This window comes from Pseudomonas saponiphila (assembly GCF_900105185.1).
Taxonomy (GTDB): domain Bacteria; phylum Pseudomonadota; class Gammaproteobacteria; order Pseudomonadales; family Pseudomonadaceae; genus Aquipseudomonas; species Aquipseudomonas saponiphila.
The window spans coordinates 734453-753581 of the sequence record NZ_FNTJ01000002.1; the positions used below are offsets into that span (position 1 = coordinate 734453).

13 protein-coding genes and 1 pseudogene are annotated in these 19129 nt (G+C 63.6%); 7 read left to right on the plus strand and 7 right to left on the minus strand.

Features of this window, described 5'->3' with window-relative positions; all coding sequences use genetic code 11:
- Nucleotides 1–198: 198 nt before the first annotated feature.
- Nucleotides 199–1653 (plus strand): tRNA uracil 4-sulfurtransferase ThiI, encoded by a 1455-nt coding sequence (thiI, locus tag BLV47_RS25305; RefSeq protein ID WP_092318790.1) that lies wholly within the window; start codon nt 199–201, stop codon nt 1651–1653.
- Between the two features lie 139 nt (nt 1654–1792).
- Nucleotides 1793–3613 (plus strand): translational GTPase TypA, encoded by a 1821-nt coding sequence (gene typA, locus BLV47_RS25310; RefSeq protein ID WP_016965621.1) that lies wholly within the window; start codon nt 1793–1795, stop codon nt 3611–3613.
- A 189-nt stretch (nt 3614–3802) separates the two neighbouring features.
- Here the strand turns inward: typA and BLV47_RS25315 are convergent, their stop codons facing one another.
- Nucleotides 3803–4246, minus strand: coding sequence for a YkgJ family cysteine cluster protein (locus tag BLV47_RS25315; protein WP_173655882.1), 444 nt, complete (start codon nt 4244–4246; stop codon nt 3803–3805).
- 266 nt (nt 4247–4512) lie between these two features.
- Here BLV47_RS25315 and BLV47_RS25320 point away from each other — a divergent pair, with 266 nt between their 5' ends.
- From BLV47_RS25320 to BLV47_RS25340, 5 genes are all read left to right on the plus strand, one after another.
- Complete coding sequence (locus BLV47_RS25320) at nt 4513–6963, plus strand: glycogen/starch/alpha-glucan phosphorylase (RefSeq protein ID WP_092318792.1); 2451 nt, start codon at nt 4513–4515, stop codon at nt 6961–6963.
- Between the two features lie 196 nt (nt 6964–7159).
- Nucleotides 7160–10789 (plus strand): DUF2339 domain-containing protein, encoded by a 3630-nt coding sequence (locus BLV47_RS25325; protein WP_092318794.1) that lies wholly within the window; start codon nt 7160–7162, stop codon nt 10787–10789.
- Nucleotides 10786–12165: a DUF3999 domain-containing protein gene (locus BLV47_RS25330; RefSeq protein WP_092318796.1), complete on the plus strand. Its 1380-nt coding sequence runs from the start codon at nt 10786–10788 to the stop codon at nt 12163–12165. Before BLV47_RS25325 ends, BLV47_RS25330 begins: the two co-directional genes overlap by 4 nt.
- Nucleotides 12166–12326: 161 nt before the next feature.
- Nucleotides 12327–13337, plus strand: a complete 1011-nt coding sequence (locus BLV47_RS25335) for a class 1 fructose-bisphosphatase (protein ID WP_092318798.1) — start codon at nt 12327–12329, stop codon at nt 13335–13337.
- A gap of 3 nt (nt 13338–13340) precedes the next feature.
- Nucleotides 13341–13943: a DUF924 family protein gene (locus BLV47_RS25340; RefSeq protein WP_092318800.1), complete on the plus strand. Its 603-nt coding sequence runs from the start codon at nt 13341–13343 to the stop codon at nt 13941–13943.
- A 13-nt stretch (nt 13944–13956) separates the two neighbouring features.
- On the opposite strand, the gene BLV47_RS25345 is transcribed toward BLV47_RS25340, so the two are convergent.
- The 6 genes and pseudogenes from BLV47_RS25345 to istA all read right to left on the minus strand — a co-directional run bounded on the left by BLV47_RS25345 (nt 13957) and on the right by istA (nt 18920).
- Nucleotides 13957–14289, minus strand: coding sequence for a type II toxin-antitoxin system RelE/ParE family toxin (locus BLV47_RS25345; protein WP_092318802.1), 333 nt, complete (start codon nt 14287–14289; stop codon nt 13957–13959).
- Nucleotides 14286–14558, minus strand: coding sequence for a type II toxin-antitoxin system Phd/YefM family antitoxin (locus BLV47_RS25350; protein ID WP_092318804.1), 273 nt, complete (start codon nt 14556–14558; stop codon nt 14286–14288). Before BLV47_RS25350 ends, BLV47_RS25345 begins: the two co-directional genes overlap by 4 nt.
- Before the next feature lie 169 nt (nt 14559–14727).
- Entirely contained in the window at nt 14728–15492 is a 765-nt protein-coding gene (locus BLV47_RS37150) for a methyl-accepting chemotaxis protein (protein WP_371826192.1), read from the minus strand.
- A gap of 93 nt (nt 15493–15585) precedes the next feature.
- Nucleotides 15586–16485 (minus strand): annotated as a pseudogene (locus BLV47_RS37155) (HAMP domain-containing protein); the annotation flags it as partial.
- Nucleotides 16486–16597: 112 nt separating this feature from the next.
- The gene (gene istB, locus BLV47_RS25360; RefSeq protein WP_062838242.1) at nt 16598–17347 is read right to left on the minus strand and encodes an IS21-like element IS1474 family helper ATPase IstB; all 750 of its coding nucleotides are present in this window, start codon (nt 17345–17347) and stop codon (nt 16598–16600) included.
- Complete coding sequence (gene istA / locus BLV47_RS25365) at nt 17235–18920, minus strand: IS21 family transposase (RefSeq protein WP_062838241.1); 1686 nt, start codon at nt 18918–18920, stop codon at nt 17235–17237. The genes istB and istA overlap by 113 nt, the downstream gene beginning before the upstream one ends.
- Nucleotides 18921–19129 lie beyond the last annotated feature (209 nt).

Genomic DNA, 19129 nt, shown 5'->3' on the forward strand with positions numbered 1-19129 from the left:
TCTGCCCCAAAATCAGGCTTTGTGCGGCGGATTTGGCTAAATCTCGGCGTGTGGCGCACTGCAATGTAGCGCCTTACTTGATAAATGACCTGTTTTGGTGCGCCGAAAACCTTCTGCACATTAATTGGTTAAACCTTGAGCAATTTCCGCTATAATCCGCGCCCCCCTTTTTCGGCTGGCCCAGCGCGCACAGTTTTCATGAAACTAATCGTTAAAGTTTTCCCGGAAATCACCATCAAGAGCCGCCCGGTACGGATGCGTTTCATCCGTCAGCTGGCCAAGAACATCCGTGCCGTGCTCCGCGATCTGGATCCGGCGGTGGTGGTCAATGGTGTGTGGGACAACCTTGAGCTGGAAACCACCCTCAGCGAGCCCAAGGCCCTGAAGGAGTTGACCGAGCGCCTCTGCTGCATGCCCGGTATCGCGCACTTCCTGCAGGTCGACGAATACCCGCTGGGCGACTTCGACGACATGGTCGCCAAGTGCAAGCAGCACTTCGGCGAGGCCTTGCCCGGGAAGATTTTCTCCGTGCGCTGCAAGCGTGCCGGCAAGCATGAATTCAGCTCCATGGACGTGGAAAAGTACGTCGGCAGCCAGCTGCGTCGGCAGTGCGGCGCCGCCGGAATTTCCCTGAAAGAGCCGGAAATTGAAGTGCGGATGGAAATTCGCGACCAACGGTTGTTCGTGATCCACAGCCAGCACAACGGCATCGGCGGCTACCCGCTGGGCGCCCTGGAACAGACCCTGGTGCTGATGTCCGGCGGTTTCGATTCCACGGTGGCGGCCTACCAGATCATGCGCCGCGGCTTGATGGGGCATTTCTGCTTCTTCAACCTGGGCGGGCGTGCCCACGAATTGGGCGTGATGGAAGTCGCGCACTATATATGGAAGAAGTACGGCAGCTCCCAGCGCGTGCTGTTCGTCAGCGTGCCGTTCGAGGAAGTGCTCGGGGAAATTCTCGGCAAAGTCGACAACAGTCATATGGGCGTCATTTTGAAGCGTATGATGTTGCGTGCCGCCTCGAGCATCGCCGACCGCCTGCACATCGATGCACTGGTGACCGGCGAGGCGATTTCCCAGGTGTCCAGCCAGACCCTGCCGAACCTGTCGGTGATCGACTGCGTGACCGAGAAGCTGGTGCTGCGTCCGCTGATCGCCAGCCACAAGCAGGACATCATCGACCTGGCCGAAGAGATCGGCACCGCCGACTTCGCCAAGCACATGCCGGAGTACTGCGGGGTCATCTCGGTGAACCCCAAGACCCATGCCAAGCGCCATCGCGTCGAGCATGAAGAGAAAGAATTCGATATGGCGGTGCTCGAGCGTGCGATCGAGCGGGCCAAACTGGTGCCGATCGATCGGGTGATCGACGAGTTGGGCCAGGATTTGCAGATTGAAGAAGTCAGCGAGGCGCTGGCCGGTCAGATCGTCATCGACATCCGTCACCCGGATGCCCAGGAAGACGACCCGCTGGAGCTCCCTGGCATCGAAGTACAAGCGCTGCCGTTCTATGCATTGAATGCCCGCTTCAAGGAACTGGACCCTACGCGCCAGTACCTGCTGTATTGCGACAAAGGCGTCATGAGTCGCCTGCATGCTCACCATCTGCTCAGTGAGGGACATGCCAATGTGCGCGTTTATAGACCGAGCTAAGTGCCCGGGGATGTTCGCCTGTGGCTTGCGTCACCGGCCCCCCGACGCCGCCGTCCAGCTGTAACGGCCAGGCCTGACTCTATTGTTAATCGCTGCCAGCATTTGTCAGCACACCGAATCCTCTGATCGAGATACACAAGTGATCGAAAATCTACGCAACATCGCCATCATTGCCCACGTTGACCATGGTAAGACCACCCTGGTAGACAAACTCCTGCGTCAATCCGGCACCCTGGAGCGCAACGAGCTCAACGACGAGCGCGTGATGGACTCCAACGACCAGGAAAAAGAACGCGGCATTACCATTCTGGCGAAAAACACCGCCATCAACTGGAACGGCTACCACATCAACATCGTGGACACCCCGGGCCACGCCGACTTCGGCGGCGAAGTTGAGCGCGTCATGTCCATGGTCGACTCCGTGCTGCTGCTGGTCGACGCCCAAGACGGCCCTATGCCGCAAACCCGTTTCGTGACCAAGAAGGCTTTCGAAGCCGGCCTGCGTCCAATCGTGGTGATCAACAAGGTCGACCGTCCGGGCGCGCGTCCTGACTGGGTTCTGGACCAGATCTTCGACCTGTTCGACAACCTGGGTGCCACCGAAGAACAGCTGGACTTCAAAGTCGTCTACGCCTCGGCCCTGAACGGCATCGCCGGTCTGGACCACACCGACATGGCCGAAGACATGACCCCGCTGTACCAGTCGATCGTCGACAACGTACCCGCGCCAGCCGTTGACCGTGACGGTCCGTTCCAGATGCAGATCTCCGCTCTGGACTACAACAGCTTCCTGGGTGTGATCGGCGTTGGCCGTATCGCCCGTGGTCGCGTCAAGCCGAACACCCCGGTAGTGGCCATCGACGTCGACGGCAAGCGCCGCAACGGTCGTATCCTCAAGCTGATGGGTCACCACGGCCTGCACCGCGTGGACGTTGAAGAAGCTGCCGCCGGCGACATCGTCTGCATCAGCGGTTTCGACGAGCTGTTCATCTCCGACACCCTGTGCGACCCGACCGCTGTTGAAGCGATGAAGCCGCTGACCGTCGACGAGCCGACCGTTTCCATGACCTTCCAGGTCAACGACTCGCCATTCTGCGGTAAGGAAGGCAAGTTCGTGACCAGCCGTAACATCAAGGAGCGTCTGGACAAGGAGCTGCTGTACAACGTTGCCCTGCGCGTTGAAGAAGGCGACTCGGCCGACAAGTTCAAGGTATCCGGCCGTGGTGAGCTGCACCTGTCGGTACTGATCGAAACCATGCGTCGCGAAGGCTTCGAGATGGGCGTTGGCCGTCCTGAAGTGATCATCCGTGAAGTGGATGGCGTGAAGCAGGAACCGTTCGAAAACGTCACCATCGACATCCCTGAAGAATCCCAGGGCAAGGTCATGGAAGAAATGGGCCTGCGTAAGGGCGACCTGAGCAACATGGTTCCTGATGGCAAGGGCCGTGTACGCCTGGAATACAACATTCCAGCCCGTGGTCTGATCGGTTTCCGTAACCAGTTCCTGACCCTGACCAACGGTGCAGGCATCCTGACCTCGATCTTCGACCGTTACGCTCCGATGAAGTCCGGCCACATGTCCGGTCGTCAGAACGGCGTACTGGTATCGGTAGAAACCGGCAAGGCCCTGACCTACTCCCTGGAAACCCTGCAGGCGCGCGGCAAGCTGTTCGTCGAGCACGGCCAGGAGATCTACAACGGTCAGATCGTTGGTCTGAACAGCCGTGACAACGACCTGGGTGTGAACCCAACCAAAGGCAAGAAGCTCGACAACATGCGTGCTTCGGGCAAAGACGAAACCATCGCCCTGGTTCCACCTGTTCGCTTCACCCTGGAACAGGCTCTGGAATTCATCCAGGACGATGAATTGTGCGAAGTGACTCCTAAGTCCATCCGTCTGCGCAAGAAGATCCTGGACGAAGGCGAGCGTACCCGCGCGGCCAAGAAAGCCAAGAACTGAGTCTTTAGTTCCGGCTGAATGAAAACGCCCCCGGTCTTGCGACCGGGGGCGTTTTTTTTCGCCTCAAGAAACCCTGTGTCTGGATTGCCGCTGCCGTGTCCGCAAGGCTGCGACCGATAGCGTGGTGCTCGTCAATCCAGGCGCTGTCCTGGCTGCTGGCAGCCGATCGCAGCGCCGCTGTCGCAGGGCTTAGAAGCGTTCCAGGGTCCGACTGCTGGTGTTGGTCGGGCGCTCCAGGGGCTTGGGCTTGTAGGCGCAGTAGCCCGGACGCGGGCCGATCTTCGGATGGTTGCGGCAGGTGTCCGGACGCTTGTCATAAATGGTGCACAGGCGGCTTTTACGATCCAGATACAGGCAGTCGTTGTTGCTCATGCGCTGCAACGTGAAGATTTCCGACTTCTGGTTGTAGCGCTCGACGATGCCTTCTTTCTGCAGGCGCTTGGCGATGTTCTTCGCCGGCTCACCGCGCTCGAATTCATCGACGATGCCGATGCGGATCAGGTCCTTGATCTTCACTTCCACCGGCAGGGTGCAGCAGCTGGACATGCAGGAGCCGCACATGGGCGCGGAGTATTTGGCCCAGGTATCGAGACGATCGATTTCCGCGGCGGCGATCAGGTTGGACTTCATCAAGGTGGTGGTTCCGGCATGTTCCAGGGCGCGCGATCATACCGGGACTGGTGGATTTTTGAACGACTTTGGGTCGGATTTTTCTTAATGGTCGTCGGATTTATACCTGGCGGCACGGCATCTGCATCTTTTTTCCTGCAGGCGCCGAAGACTCCCCCCTTGAGCCGAGCCATTTGCAGCAGCGCCGAACCGGAGCCTTTGCCTCGTGTCAGACCGACTAGGCTCAGACCATTCCATGCTCACTGTGTATCTCGTCAGAGGTCGTATCGATGACTCAGGAACCCCTAGCTCGTGACGCTGAGGTGGCGGCTTTTCGCGAAGCCGTCTTGACCAAACTCACCTACGCGGTCGGCAAAGATCCGGACCACGCCTTCGACCACGACTGGTTCGAGGCCATTGCCCTGGCTGCGCGGGACCACATGGTCGACCACTGGATGGATCACACGCGACAGATCTATCGCAAGGGCCAGAAGCGGGTGTACTACCTGTCCCTGGAGTTCCTCATCGGCCGGCTCTTGTTCGACAGCCTGAGCAATCTCGGCCTGCTGGACGTGGCCCGCGAAGCCCTCACCGACCTTGGCGTGGACCTGGAGCGGATCCGCCTGCTGGAGCCCGATGCAGCCCTGGGCAACGGCGGCCTGGGGCGCCTGGCGGCGTGCTTCATGGAAAGCATGTCGACCCTGGGTATAGCCGGTCACGGCTATGGCATTCGTTACGAGCACGGCCTGTTTCGCCAGGCCATTGTCGACGGCTGGCAGCAGGAGCAGACCGAACACTGGCTGGATTTTGGCAACCCCTGGGAGTTCGAGCGCCCCGAGGTGATCTATTCCATCGGCTTTGGCGGCAGCGTCGACAGTGTGACCGACGCGGCGGGCAACACGCGCCAGGTCTGGTGGCCGGCGGAGACGGTGCGCGCGGTGGCCTATGACACCCCGGTGGTGGGCTGGCGCGGAGCCAGCGTCAATACCCTGCGCCTGTGGCGGGCCCGGGCCATGGAAGACCTGCATCTGGAGCGCTTCAACGCCGGCGATCACTTGGGGGCGGTGGCGGAAGTGGCTCGCGCCGAGAGCATCTCCCGGGTGCTGTACCCGGCCGACAGCACCGAGGCTGGCCAGGAATTGCGCCTGCGCCAGGAATACTTCTTCGTCTCGGCGTCGCTGCAGGACCTGCTGCGGCGCCACAAGAACATGCACGATTCGGTGCTCAGCCTTGGCGAGCACGCGGCGATCCAGCTCAATGACACCCATCCGTCGATCGCCGTGGCCGAACTGATGCGCCAATTGGTCGACCTGCACGGCATCGCCTGGGACGCGGCGTGGCAGATCACCGTGGACACCCTGGCCTACACCAACCACACCCTGCTGCCCGAGGCCCTGGAAACCTGGCCGGTGGGGCTGATGGAGCGCATGCTGCCGCGGCACATGCAGATCATCTACCTGATCAACGCCCAGCACATCGATGCCTTGCGGGCCAAGGGCCTGCACGATTTCGACGTCCTGCGGGCGGTGTCGCTGATCGAGGAGGACAACGGCCGCCGGGTGCGCATGGGCAACCTGGCGTTCCTCGGCTCCCACAGCGTCAACGGCGTGTCCGGCCTGCATACCCAATTGATGCGCAGCACGGTGTTCTCCGAGTTGCACAAGCTGTACCCCGAGCGGATCAACAACAAGACCAACGGCATCACCTTTCGCCGCTGGCTGTACCAGGCCAACCCGCCCCTTACCGAAATGCTGGTGGACGCCCTGGGCCCCGAGTTGCTGGACAACCCCGAGCAGTTGCTGCTCGGGCTGGAGCCCTTTGCCGAGAAGCCGGCCTTTCGCAAGCAGTTCGCCGAGCAGCGCCTGCACAGCAAGCGCGCCCTGGCCGCGCTCATCCATGAGCGCCTGGGGATCGCGATCAACCCGGCGGCGCTGTTCGATGTGCAGGTCAAGCGCATCCACGAGTACAAGCGCCAGTTGCTCAACCTGCTGCACACCGTGGCGCTGTATCAGGCGATCCGCGCCGAGCCGGAAACCGACTGGGTGCCGCGGGTGAAGATCTTCGCCGGCAAGGCGGCGGCCAGCTATCACCAGGCCAAACTGATCATCAAGCTGACCAACGACATCGCCCGCACGGTGAACAGCGATCCGACCGTGCGCGGTCTGCTCAAGGTGGTGTTCCTGCCCAACTACAACGTCAGCCTGGCGGAAAGCATCATTCCCGCCGCCGACCTGTCGGAGCAGATTTCCACTGCCGGCTTCGAGGCTTCGGGCACCAGCAACATGAAGTTCGGCCTCAACGGTGCCCTGACCATCGGCACCCTGGACGGCGCCAACGTCGAGATGTGCGAGCAGGTCGGTGCCGAACACATGTTCATCTTCGGCCTCAGCGCCCAGCAGGTGGAGGCGCGCAAGCGCAATGGCGAATTCAGCGCGGTGCCGGACATCGCCGCCTCGCACCGGCTCAACGATGTGCTGCAGGCGATTCGCGGCGGGGTGTTCTCTCCGGACGATCCGTCGCGCTACAGCGGGCTGATCGATTCGCTGATCGACTATGACCGGTTCCTGGTCTGCGCCGATTTCGACGCCTACTGGGACGCCCAGGCCCGGGTCGAAGCGCGCTGGCACGATTCCGCCGAATGGTGGCGCTCGGCGGTGCTCAATACCGCGCGCATGGGCTGGTTTTCTTCGGACCGGACCATCCGCGAATACGCCACGCAGATCTGGAAGGCCCTGGACTGAGAGGCCCGGGAAAATCCGCGAACTGTGCACAAGGCCCAACGTTTGTTGGGCCGGGTCGATATACTGAGCGGCGTTTTTATCTCCCGGATGGTGTCTTTTGGGTCGCGTTCGGCTTCCAATCGGGGAGAAATCTTCGCCGGCAAGCCTCAACACCGCCGTACCCGTCCGTCAGTGGACCGCTTAGGGATATCGACACATGCAATGGATGTTCATGCTGCTGGGTGCCGTGCTGGGCTGGATCGTCGACCAGTCCATCAGCGATGCCCTGATTGGCGCGTTACTGGGTCTGGTGCTTGGCCTGGCCATTCGTTTCGGTGCCCTGCAGCGACAGGTGCTCGACCAGCACCGTGAGCTGGAGCAGGCGAAAAACACCCTGGCCACCCTGGGCCAGCGCCTGGCCCTGCTGGAAACCCCCGGTGGCGCTGCCCAGGCGTTTGCCGAAACCCAGGTCAGCACCCCGCCTGCCGAGGCAAGCAGCGGCTTGAGCGCCGCGCCGGAGCTGCAGGACCTGCCCGAATTCATTCTTGACGAAGTCCGGCCCGTGGAACCGGCACCGGCGGCTGCCGAGCTGGTCTGGGAGTTGCCTGCCGCGGCGCCGCCCGGTGCGGCAATCGAAGCCAGCCCGCCGCTGCCGGAGTCGGTCTGGCAGCCCCAGGCAGCGGCCCGTGAGCCTGCCGTGGCGCAGCCGCGGGAGCCGAACCTGATCGAGCGCGCCATCAGCGGGGCGCGCAACTGGCTGTTCGGCGGCAACACCGTGCTGCGGGTCGGCGTGGTGCTGTTGTTCCTCGGCCTGGCCTTCCTGCTGCGCTACGCCACCGAAGGCATGGTGGTGCCCATCGAGCTGCGCTACGCCGGTGTCGCGGCCAGCTCCCTGGGCCTGCTGGGGTTGGGCTGGTGGTTGCGGCGGCGCAACAGCAATTACGCCCTGATGCTGCAGGGCACCGGCATCGCCGTGCTCTACCTGACGGTGTTCGCCGCCATGCGCTTGCACCCGTTGCTCGACCCTTCCGCGGCCCTGGGCCTGCTGGTGGCGGTCACGGTGTTTTCGGCGATTCTGGCCATCACCCAGGATGCCCTGGGGCTGGCGGCCGCTGCGGCCCTTGGCGGTTTCGCCGCGCCGATCCTGACCTCCACCGGTGCCGGCAGCCATGTGGCGCTGTTCAGCTACTTCGCGCTGCTCAATGCCGGCATTCTGGGCATTGCCTGGTTCAAGGCCTGGCGCCTGCTCAACCTGATCGGCTTTGTCGGCACCTTCGGCATCGGCTTTGCCTGGGGCCTGCGCTCCTATACGCCAGAGCTGCTGTGGAGCACCGAACCCTTCCTGATCCTGTTCTTTGTCATGTACCTGGCCATCGGCCTGCTGTTCACCCGGCGCAAGCTGCTGGATATGCGCGATGCGCCGACGGACGACAGCCGCCAGGCGCTGCTGCACTGGTCCGCGCGCAAGGGCGACTACGTCGATGGCAGCCTGCTGTTCGGCCCGCCGCTGGTGGGCTTTGGCCTGCAACTGGCGTTGGTCCAGCACCTGGAGTTCGCCGCCTCCTTTAGTGCCCTGGCCCTGGGTCTGATCTACATGGTCCTGGCGCGGCTGCTGATGGGCGGTCGCGCGCTGTTGCTCGGTGAAACCTGCCTGGCCCTGGGGGTGATTTTCGCCACCCTGGCCATTCCTTTGGGCCTGGATGCGCGTTGGACGTCCGCGGCCTGGGCCGTGGAGGGCGCGGGAGTCTTCTGGCTCGGCCTGCGTCAGCAACGGCCTCTGGCCCGGGCTTTTGCCCTGTTGCTGCAAGTGGGTTCGGCCCTGGCCTTCCTCAGTGAGCTGCAGCCTGGCGACAGCAGCTTGCTGGCCGGCGCGCCTTTGGGGGCATTGCTGCTGGGAGGCGCCTTGCTGTTCAGCTTCGACCAGTTGCGACGGGCAGAGCAGGCTCGGGTCGCCAGTTGGGAGCAGGGCACTGCGCCGATCCTGGCAGTCGCCGGACTGGGTTTTCTGTATCTGCTGGCACCGCTGTTCTTCTTCACTCAGGGCACGGCCATCAGTTGGGCACTGGCCGGGCTGGCGACGCTGTTCGTCGGTCTGCGCCTGCAATCGCGGACCTTCCTGTTCACGGCCTTTGCCGTGCAGCTGTTGGGCGGTGGGCTGTTCCTGATGCGCCTGCAAGGCGCGGACGGCGAAGCCGGCGCGGTATTGAGCGCCGGCTGGAGCGGCCTGATGAGTGCCTCGCTGATTGGCCTGACCCTGATCGGTGGCATGCTTCTGGCCGCCCGCAACGACATGGTGCGCCATGACCCGCGCCTGCTGCGGGGCTTGTCGGTGGTGCTGCTGGCCGGGCTGATGATGATCAACCTGGCGGTGCTGTTCGTGTTGCCCTGGCGTACCGCCAGCGGCGTCTGGGCCGCCAGTGGCCTGTTGATCATCTGGCTCAGCCTGTATCTGCAGCAGCGCGCCAGTTTTGCCTTTGGCCTGCTGTTGCAGGTGATCGGTGGCAGCACGTTCCTGCTGGCCGGCACGGACGGGTTCTTCAGTAGCGTGGTCGAGGGCGTGCGGCCGTTGGCCAATGGCGACTTCTGGACGCCGATGGTCCTGGCCCTGGCGGCATTGCTCGGGGCGTGGCGCTTGCAGCGGGGCAATCACGGCTCGGCTTTCGACGCCTTGAGCCTGGGGCATCTGTCCGATCTGTTGCTGGCTTGGGGCGTGTGCTGGTGGGCATTTACCTGGTTCAAGGAAGTGCTGCGTTTCGCCCCGGCACATTGGCAGGCCAGCCTGTTGCTGCTGATCACCGCCCTCAGCGTGCTGCTCTGTGCGCTGTTGGCTCCGCGCCTGCGGTGGAAGTCCTTGGGATTGGTGTGCAGCCTGTTGATACCGGCGGGGGCCCTGGTGCTGCTGGCTTCCTGGACGTCGCGCTATCACCCGGCGGCGGATCTGGGCTGGCTGGCCTGGAGCCTGTTGTTCGTCGTGCACTTCTTCAGTGTGCGGCGCCTGGAGGCCTGGCTGCCGGCGCGGGTCTTGAGCATTGCCCATGTGCTGGGTTGCTGGTTGCTGATCGGCGTGCTGGCGTTGGAGCTGCGCTATGGCTTGCTGCTGTTGTCCGAGCAGTACAACGCCTGGCGCTGGCTGGGCTGGGCGATCCTGCCGAGCCTGCACCTGGTGGCGATGGCCGCGCCGCGAACCTGGCCGTGGCCGGTCAGGGCGCATGCCCGTGAATATCGCCTGTATGCCGCGCTGCCCCTGGCGCTGCTGATGCTGGGCTGGTTCTGGCTGGCCAATACCTTCAGCGATGGCCGCGCCGAACCGCTGCCGTACCTGCCGCTGCTCAACCCCCTGGAACTGGGGCTGCTGTTTGCCCTGTTCGGCGTCTATGTCTGGTCGCGCAGTGCGCTGCAGGACCTGGCGATCCGCGCCGATTACGCCGAGCGTGGCACGCAGCTGCTGGCGGGGATTTCCCTGTTCGCCTTCTTTACCGTGCTGGTGATGCGCGCGGCCCATCACTGGAGCGGCGTGCCGTTCCAGGCGGATGCCTTGCTTGAGTCGATGATGGTCCAGGCCGGGCTGTCCATCGTCTGGACCCTGATTGCCCTGGGCCTGATGATCGGCGGGCACTTGCGCCATCGTCGCGAAGTCTGGCTGATCGGCGCGGTGCTGATCGCCGTGGTGGTGGCCAAGCTGTTCCTGGTGGAGTTGAGCAACCGTGGCGGGCTGGCGCGGATCGTCTCGTTCATCGGGGTGGGGGGACTGCTGCTGGTGGTGGGCTATTTCGCGCCGTTGCCGCCCAAGCGCGCCGAGGCCGAATCCGCGCCCGGAAAACCGTTGGATGAAGGAGTGTCATCGTGAGTTCGAAGCTGAGCCTGGGCTGGTTGGGCGCTGTGAGCCTGTGTGTGGCGCTGTCCGCCGTGGCCCAGGACAAGCCGGGGGACTTCAAGTCCCAGGCTCCCTTGACCCTGAGTGGCGAGGGCCCCTGGTATCGCCTGGAGCTGCCGCTGGACGTGCTGTTGCAGGCCAGCCAGGCCGATCTTCGGGATGTTCGGGTGTTCAATGCTGCCGGCGAGCCGCAGGCCTATGCCCTGGCTCGTCAACAGGCGCAGACCCGCGAGCAGCAGAACCTCACCGAGGTGAAGTGGTTCCCGCTCTATAGCTCGGCGCAAGCCGGCGACAGCAGCCCCAGCGTGCGGGTGCAATCCGGCGCCAACGGCACTCTGGTGGAGGTGCAACCGGCCACGCAGTTGGAGGCGGGCGAGGAAGTGCTGCGCGGCTGGCTGCTGGATGCCAGTGGCATCAAGGCCCCGCTGCAGCAACTGCTGCTGGACTGGACCAGCGAGCGCGATGGTTTCCAGCGTTTCAGCATCGAGGCCAGCGACGACCTGCAGCACTGGCAATCCTGGGGCGACGGCCAGGTGGCGCGCCTGTCATTTGCCGACGAGCGGATCGAGCAGCATGAAGTGGCCCTGCCCGGGCAGTCGGCGCGCTACCTGCGCCTGCTGTGGAATACCCCGCAATCGGCGCCGGTGCTGACCTCGGCGCAACTGCAGAGCAGCAGCACCAGCAGCCTGCCGTCGCCGCTGGTGTGGTCCCAGCCCCTGCGCGGGACCTCCGCCAAGGCGGGTGAATACACCTGGCAACTGCCCATGGGGCTGAATGTCGAGCGGGTGCGGATCGATCTCAAGGAGGCCAACACGCTGGCACCGGCGACCCTGTATGGCCGCCGTGACAGCAGCCTGCCCTGGCAGACCCTGAACAACGGCCTGCTGTACCGCCTGACTCAGAATGGCCAGGACGTGCAGCAGAATGAACTGCAAGTACCTGGGCAGACCGTGCAACAGTTGAAACTGACGGTGGACGAGCGTGGCGGCGGCCTCGGGGGCGAGGCGCCGACCCTGGCGTTTGCCGTGCGCGGTACGCAACTGGTGTTCCTGGCCCGTGGCGCCGGGCCTTACACGCTGGCGCTGGGCAACCCGAGCGCGGTGGCGGCCAACCTGCCGCTGACCACGCTGATTCCCGATTACAGTCCGCAGCGCCTCAAGGAACTGGGCCAGGCCAAGGTCGAGGGCGCGACGCCATTGACGCCAGCCACCGCCACGGCAGCCGCCGGCGCCGTGGCCGCCGGGCCGGACTGGAAGAAGATCGGCCTGTGGGCCGTGCTGCTGCTGGGCGTGCTGGCCCTGGCCGGGATGGCCGTGAGCCTGCTGCGCAAACCGGCAGCCAAATCCTGATCACTGTGGCGGGGGCCAGTGCCCTCGCGACAAATCCGCCTACGCTGAAATGCAGTGCCTGAACTCTATCTGCCAGTTCCCTGTCTGAGAGGAGGAAATGCGCCCCGACTCGCGTTAAACTGCGCGGGTTTTCAACCTCCCCCATTCCTCCGGAGCCGTCCATGTCCCGCGTTACCCTGAGTCGCTATTTGATTGAGCAGACCCGCAGCAACAATACTCCTGCCGATCTGCGCTTCCTGATCGAAGTGGTGGCGCGTGCTTGCAAGGAGATCAGCCACGCCGTGTCCAAAGGCGCCCTGGGCGGTGTCCTGGGCAGCATGGGCACGGAAAACGTGCAGGGCGAAGTGCAGAAGAAGCTCGATGTGATCTCCAACGAGATTCTCCTGGAAGCCAACGAATGGGGCGGTCACCTGGCCGGCATGGCGTCCGAGGAAATGGACAATGCCTACCAGATTCCTGGCAAGTACCCCAAAGGCGCCTACCTGCTGGTATTCGACCCGCTGGACGGTTCGTCGAACATCGACATCAACGCCCCGGTCGGCACCATCTTCTCCGTGCTGCGCTGCCCGAACGAGTACCTGAGCCAGAACGAAGCCTTGAACGAAAAGGCCTTCCTGCAGCCGGGCACCCAGCAGGTCGCTGCCGGTTACGCCATCTACGGTCCGCAGACCATGCTGATCCTGACCCTGGGCCACGGCGTCAAGGGCTTCACCCTGGATCGTGAGATGGGCAGCTTCGTGCTGACCCACGAAGACATCAAGATTCCGGAGTCCACCCAGGAATTCGCCATCAACATGTCCAACGAGCGTCACTGGGAAGCCCCGGTCAAGCGCTACGTGGAAGAGCTGCTGGCCGGTGATACCGGTCCGCTGAAAAAGAACTACAACATGCGCTGGGTCGCGGCGATGGTCGCCGACGTGCACCGTATCCTGACCCGTGGCGGCCTGTTCATGTACCCACGGGACAGCCGCGAGCCGGAGAAACCGGGCAAGCTGCGCCTGATGTACGAGGCCAATCCGATGTCCTTCCTCATCGAGCAGGCCGGTGGTGCTTCCACCGACGGTCACCAGCGCATCCTCGACATTCAGCCCGAAGGCCTGCACCAGCGTGTAGCGGTATTCCTCGGTTCTAAAGAAGAAGTGGCTCGCGTGACCGGCTACCACAAGGAGTAAGACATGGCCGCGCCCTGGCAGCCTCTGCTTGATTGGTGGTTCGGCTCAGCCGAAAAGCCGGCAGAGATTGTCGCTGCCAAGGGCCGGCTGTGGTTTGGCAAACGCGACAGCCAGGACCTCGAAGCGCGCCAGCGCTTTGGTGGCCTGGTGGAGCAGGCACTGGCCGGCGAATTGGCCGAGTGGACGCAAAGTCCGCAAGGTTGGCTGGCTCTGGTGCTGCTGCTCGATCAGTTGCCGCGCATGATCCACCGCGACACCCCCAAGGCTTTCTCTGGCGACGCCCGTGCCCAGGCACTGGTGGCGCAAGGCATTGCCGCGGATTTTGACCGGCGCCTGCCGCCCATGCAGCGTTGCTTCATCTACCTGGTGTTCGAGCATTGCGAGCACCTGGCGGTGCAGAACGAAGGGGTTTCGCGCTTTGCCGCCCTTCACGACGAACAGCCCGAGGACGATCGTCCGGTATTCGCCGATCATCTGGACTATGCCGAGCGGCACCAGAAAGTCATTGCCCGCTTCGGGCGCTTTCCCCATCGCAATGCCATCCTCGGCCGTGAATCCACTGCCGAAGAGCTGGCTTTCCTGCGCGAGCCTGGTTCGCGTTTCTGACGGACGGCAAGCATTACTTGTCCGCTCGCAACAGGCGCCTCATCAGCAATGACTGCAGGTCTTTGCGCGTATCGGCAATGATGTGGATAAAGACGGTGTTCTCCCGCACTTCGTAGATCACCCGGTTCATGCCGCAAAGTACCTGGCGATAGTGGCGCAGATTGAGCTGCTGAATTTCGTCAGGTACCACGCCAGCGTAGGGCGAGGTCGCCAGTTGAGCCACGGTGGATTTCAAGTGCTGGAAGGTGCTGTGCCAGGCTTGGGGAGAGAATCGACTGATCAGGTAGTGTCTGAGCTCTTTCAGGTCATGTTCTGCCGAATGCAGAATGACCACCTTGAATCTCATTGCGGGTCGTCCCGCTCCAGGTCGGCAAACACCTGCTCTGCATCACGGAACTGGCCGGCTTCAATCTCCCGGTTGCCCAAGGCCAGAAGTTTCAACATGGCCAGGGTCGCTTCCTGTTCCTCAAAGCTCCGTACATCCATAACCACCAGCTTGGCTTCGCCATTCTGGGTAATAACCAGAGGCTCGCGGCTTTCCGTCAGTTGCTTGACGATCTCGGCGGTGTGGCTTTTCAGGTAACTGATGGGCTTGACCTGGGATGAAAGCTTCATGGGGCGGGCTCGACTGGAAAGGCAGGCCTGAGTTTAGTCTTAATCCAGTTCAGTTGGGGGCGTGCAGACCAGCGACTGTATTGCCGAATGTCCGCAATCGAATGATTTCGCCGGCAAGCCGGCTCCTACGCAATAGTGGTAGGAGCCGGCTTGCCGGCGAAGCTGCTGCTCAGATACGGAAGCTGCCCACCAGATGCTGCAGGCGCTTGGCCTGTTGTTCCAGGTCGGCGCAGGCGCGCAGGGTGGCTTGCAGGTTTTCCACCCCTTCCTGATTGAGGGTGTTGATTTCGGTGATGTCGACGTTGATCGACTCCACCACGGCGGTCTGTTCCTCGGTGGCGGTGGCTACCGACTGGTTCATGCCGTCGATCTCGCCGATGCGCTGGGTCACGCTGCCCAGGCGCTCGCCGGCCTGGTTGGCGATGCCGACGCTGCTTTCGCTTTCGCGCTGGCTCTCGGTCATGGTGCCCACCGCTTCACGGGCACCGACCTGCAGTTCCTCGATCATTTTCTGCACTTGCTGCGCCGAATCCTGGGTGCGGTGCGCCAGGTTGCGCACTTCGTCCGCCACCACCGCGAAGCCGCGCCCGGCCTCACCGGCGCGAGCAGCTTCGATGGCGGCGTTGAGCGCCAGCAGATTGGTCTGCTGAGAGATGCTGGTGATCACTTCAAGGATCTGCCCGATGTTCACCGTATTGCTGTTGAGCGTCTCGATGTTGTCGCAGGAGCTGCTGATCTTCGCCGACAGCTGATGCATGGCGGCGATGGTCTGGTCCACCACTTGCTGGCCGTCTTGCGCCAGGCTGCGGGCCTCGCTGGAGTGCTGCGAGGCGAGGGCGGCGTTCTGGGCGATTTCCTGGGCGGCGGCGCCCAGCTGGTTGATGGCCGCGGCCACGCTGCTGGTGCGCGAAGCCTGCTGGTCGGAGTTGAACATCGACGAGTTGGAGGCGGCGACCACGCGCAGGGCCACTTCGTTGACCTGGCCGGTGGCCGAGGACACTTCGCGGATCGAACTGTGGATGCGCTCGACGAAACGGTTGAACGACAGGCCCAGGGTGCCGAATTCATCGTGGCCATGGATCACCAGGCGCTTGGTCAGGTCGCCTTCGCCTTCGGCGATGTCGTGCATGGCCCGGCCCATCACGTGCAGCGGCTGCATCAGTATGCGGATCAGCATGCCCAGCAGGCTGATGATGATCACCACCGCAATCAGCATGGCGATGATCGCCGAGGTGCGAAACTCGCTGAGCACGGCGAAGGCGGTGTCCTTGTCCAGCACCAGGGCCACGTACCAATCGGCCGAGGGCACGCCGTTGACGTGGGTGAAGGAGATCAGCTGGGTCTTGCCATTGAGCTGCACTTCCTTGAGGCCGGGGCTAATGTTCGGGGCACCCGCGGGATAGGCCTCGGCGAGACTCTTGAGCACCAGCTTGCTGTCGGGGTGGATGAGGATCTTGCCGTCGGCGCTGACGATGAAGGCCTGGCCATGACCGCCGAAGTTCAACGAGTTGATGATGGCGCTGATGCTCGACAGATCGATGTCGGCGCCGGCCACGCCGATCATCTGGTTCTGGTGCTGTACCGGGGTGGCCACGGTGATCACCAGCTTGCCGGACGAAGCGGCGATGTAGGGCTCGGTGACGATGGTCCGTTGCGCGCCCGTGGCCGCCTTGTACCAGCCACGGGCGCGGGGATCGTAGTCGGCGGCGCGATTGCCGGCCGGCACCGAAAACATCACGCCGTCCTGACCGCCGAAGTAGCTGAGCTGGAAGTTGCCGGTGTAGGCGGGCAGGCCCACGCTGCGTTTCAGGCTCTCGGCGCCACTGCCGTCCACGGCGATCTGTTGGGCCAGAGACTGCAGGAGCTGGATGCGGCTTTCCAGCCAGGTCTGGATATTGCTGGTGGTCAGGCTGCCCAGTTCCTGCATGGTTGATTCGGTGCTATTGTGCGGATTTCGGTGAACGTGACCGAGCGTTTCGCTAATACGTGACCGGTGCTTCCACCCCGGTTGCGCGGGTTCTGGATTGTAATCGCATCGGTCACGATGCGGCTTGTTCCTCGGCTTTTTTTCGGCGCAGCGACTCGCCTTTCATCGTCAGTCGGTAGGCGTTGTGCACCAGGCGGTCGAGGATGGCATCGGCCAGGGTCGGGTCGTTGATCCAGCCGTGCCAGTGCTCGATGGGCAGTTGGCTCGTCAGGATGGTGGAGCGGCTGCCAGCGCGGTCGTCGATCACCTCCAGCAGGTCATGCCGGGCTCCTTCCTCCAGCGGGGCTAGCGCCCAGTCGTCCAGCACCAGGACGTCGACCTTTGCCAGCTGTTGCAGGGTACGGCCGAAGCTGCCGTCGCCATGAGCGATGCGCAGTTGTTCCAGCAGGCGCGGGGTGCGCAGGTACAGGGTGCTATAGCCCTGGCGGCAGGCCTGGTTGCCCAGGGCGCAGGCCAGCCAGGTTTTGCCGGCACCGGTCGGGCCGGTCAGCAGCAGGTTGTGCTGCTGGCGGATCCAGTCGCCACTGGCCAGGGTGGCGATCAGACGCTCGTCCAGGGCGCGTCCGGTGCGGCGGTCGAGATCTTCCAGGCAGGCGTTGGCGTACTTGAGCTTGGCCTTCTTGCGCAGCCGTACCAGGCGCTGGTTGTCACGCCAGGCCAGTTCGCGGTCGAGCAGTAGGCCGAGGCGTTCATCGAAGCTCAGGCTGTGGCTGGCCGGCAGCGTCCATTGCTCTTCCAGGGCGCGGGCCATGCCGTCCAGGCGTAGCTGGTGCAGTTGATTCAGGGTGTGTTGCGGCATCATCGAACAGCTCCTGTTGCGGGGGTTGGTAGTAGTCGGCGCCACGGACGTTCTCGTGGTCGCCGGGTAAGGTCGTTTCGGCGGCACGCTGGGGCAGCGGCTGTTGATCCAGGCCTTGCTGGAGCAGGTTGCGCACGCTGCGCCCGGTGAAGGCGCGCAGGTGTACGGCACGTTCGGCAGCGGCTTCCAGGCGTGCATTGCCATAGCGCCGGGCCAGCGAGAGCAGGCCGAGGCAGGCGCGGTAGCCCATCTCCGGGTGCGGCTTGTGGGTCAGTTGGTGATCGATCAGTTGGCGCGTGTAGGGGCCGATCCGCGCGCCCCAGTCGAGCAGGCGTTGTGGCGTCCATTCGCGATGCGCCTGGTGCGCCGCGGGCATGTGCTCGCGCTGGGTACTGTAAGCGCCGCGTCGCCCCAGCAGCAGGTGGCTGGCCACCCGCCGGTTGCCATGCAGCACTTCCAGGGTGTGTGCCGTCAGTCGCACGTCCACGTTCTGCCGGGCCAGGGCGGAGGGCACGCTGTAGAAGCTGCCATTGACCTCGATGTGGTAGTCGATGCTGACCTTGCAGCGCTTGAAGGTGGCGACCTCGTAGGGATGCACCGGCAGCGCTCGCAAGGCCGGGCGATCCAGGCGCTCGAACCAGTCGCGCCGGCAGCCATCGAGCCGCTTGAACGGGCGCCGATTCAGATCCTCCAGCAGCTCGGCGATGGCCTGGTTAAGCGCATGCAGGCTGAAGAACTGCCGATGGCGCAGCCGCGCCATGATCCAGCGCTCGACCACCTGCACCGCCACCTCGGCCTTGGCCTTGTCCTGAGGCTTGCGTGGCCGTGCCGGCAGGATCACCGTCTGGTAATGACGCGCGCACTCCAGCGTGGCCCGGTTCAGGCCCGGCTCGTAGCGATCCGGCTGGGCGACCAGGGCGCGCGGATTGTCCGGCACAACCATTTCCGGCACGCCGCCAAAGTAGGTCAGAGCCTGGCCCAGCGAGGTCAGCCAGTCCACCTGGGTTTCGCCTGGCGTCGCGCAGGCATAGGTGTAATTCGAGGCGCCCAGGGCGGCGACGAAGATGTGCGCCCGGCGCACTTCGCCGGTGGCCGGGTCGACCACCGGCAGCGTCGGCCCGGCATAGTCGATGAATAGCTTCTCGCCCGCACGGTGCAGCTGACGCATCGAACGTTTGAGCGTCTGGGCGTAGCGCCGGTAGTGCTCGACGAACTGGGTGTAGCGGTAGGTCGGCTGGCCCGCATGCGCGGCGAGATATTCCTCCCACAGCAGCTGCAAGGTCACGCCCTTGCGTCGCAACTCGCGGTGGATGCTCAGCACATCGGGCAGCACTCGCTCACCGCGCGGCTTGTTCGTCGACGTCGGTGCAAACAAGGCGGCCGCCAGCGCGGCCTCGTCCATGGCCACCAGCGCCGGCCAGTCCAGCCCGGCCACCCGCGCCGCCGCGATGTACTTGCTAACCACGCCCTTGGACAGCTGCAAGGCACGGGCAATCTTCTCGTGGGACAAGCCGGCCTCAAACTTGAGGCGCAGACATTCTTTGATGTTTCGCATGGCTACTCGCGGCGCCGCCATCTTCCTCTCCCGAAATCGGTCGAGGATGGCGGCGCATCAGGTCATGCGCAACGAAGGGGAAGGCTTTCGCTAAGTCGTGACCGGCGATTTCGGTAAGCCGTGACCACCTGTTTCGGAACAGGCGGAAAATCGGTCACGTTGCTACCGAAATGAGCGGTCACGCGTTAGCGAAATGACCGGTCACGATCAACCGAAACGGCCGGTCACGG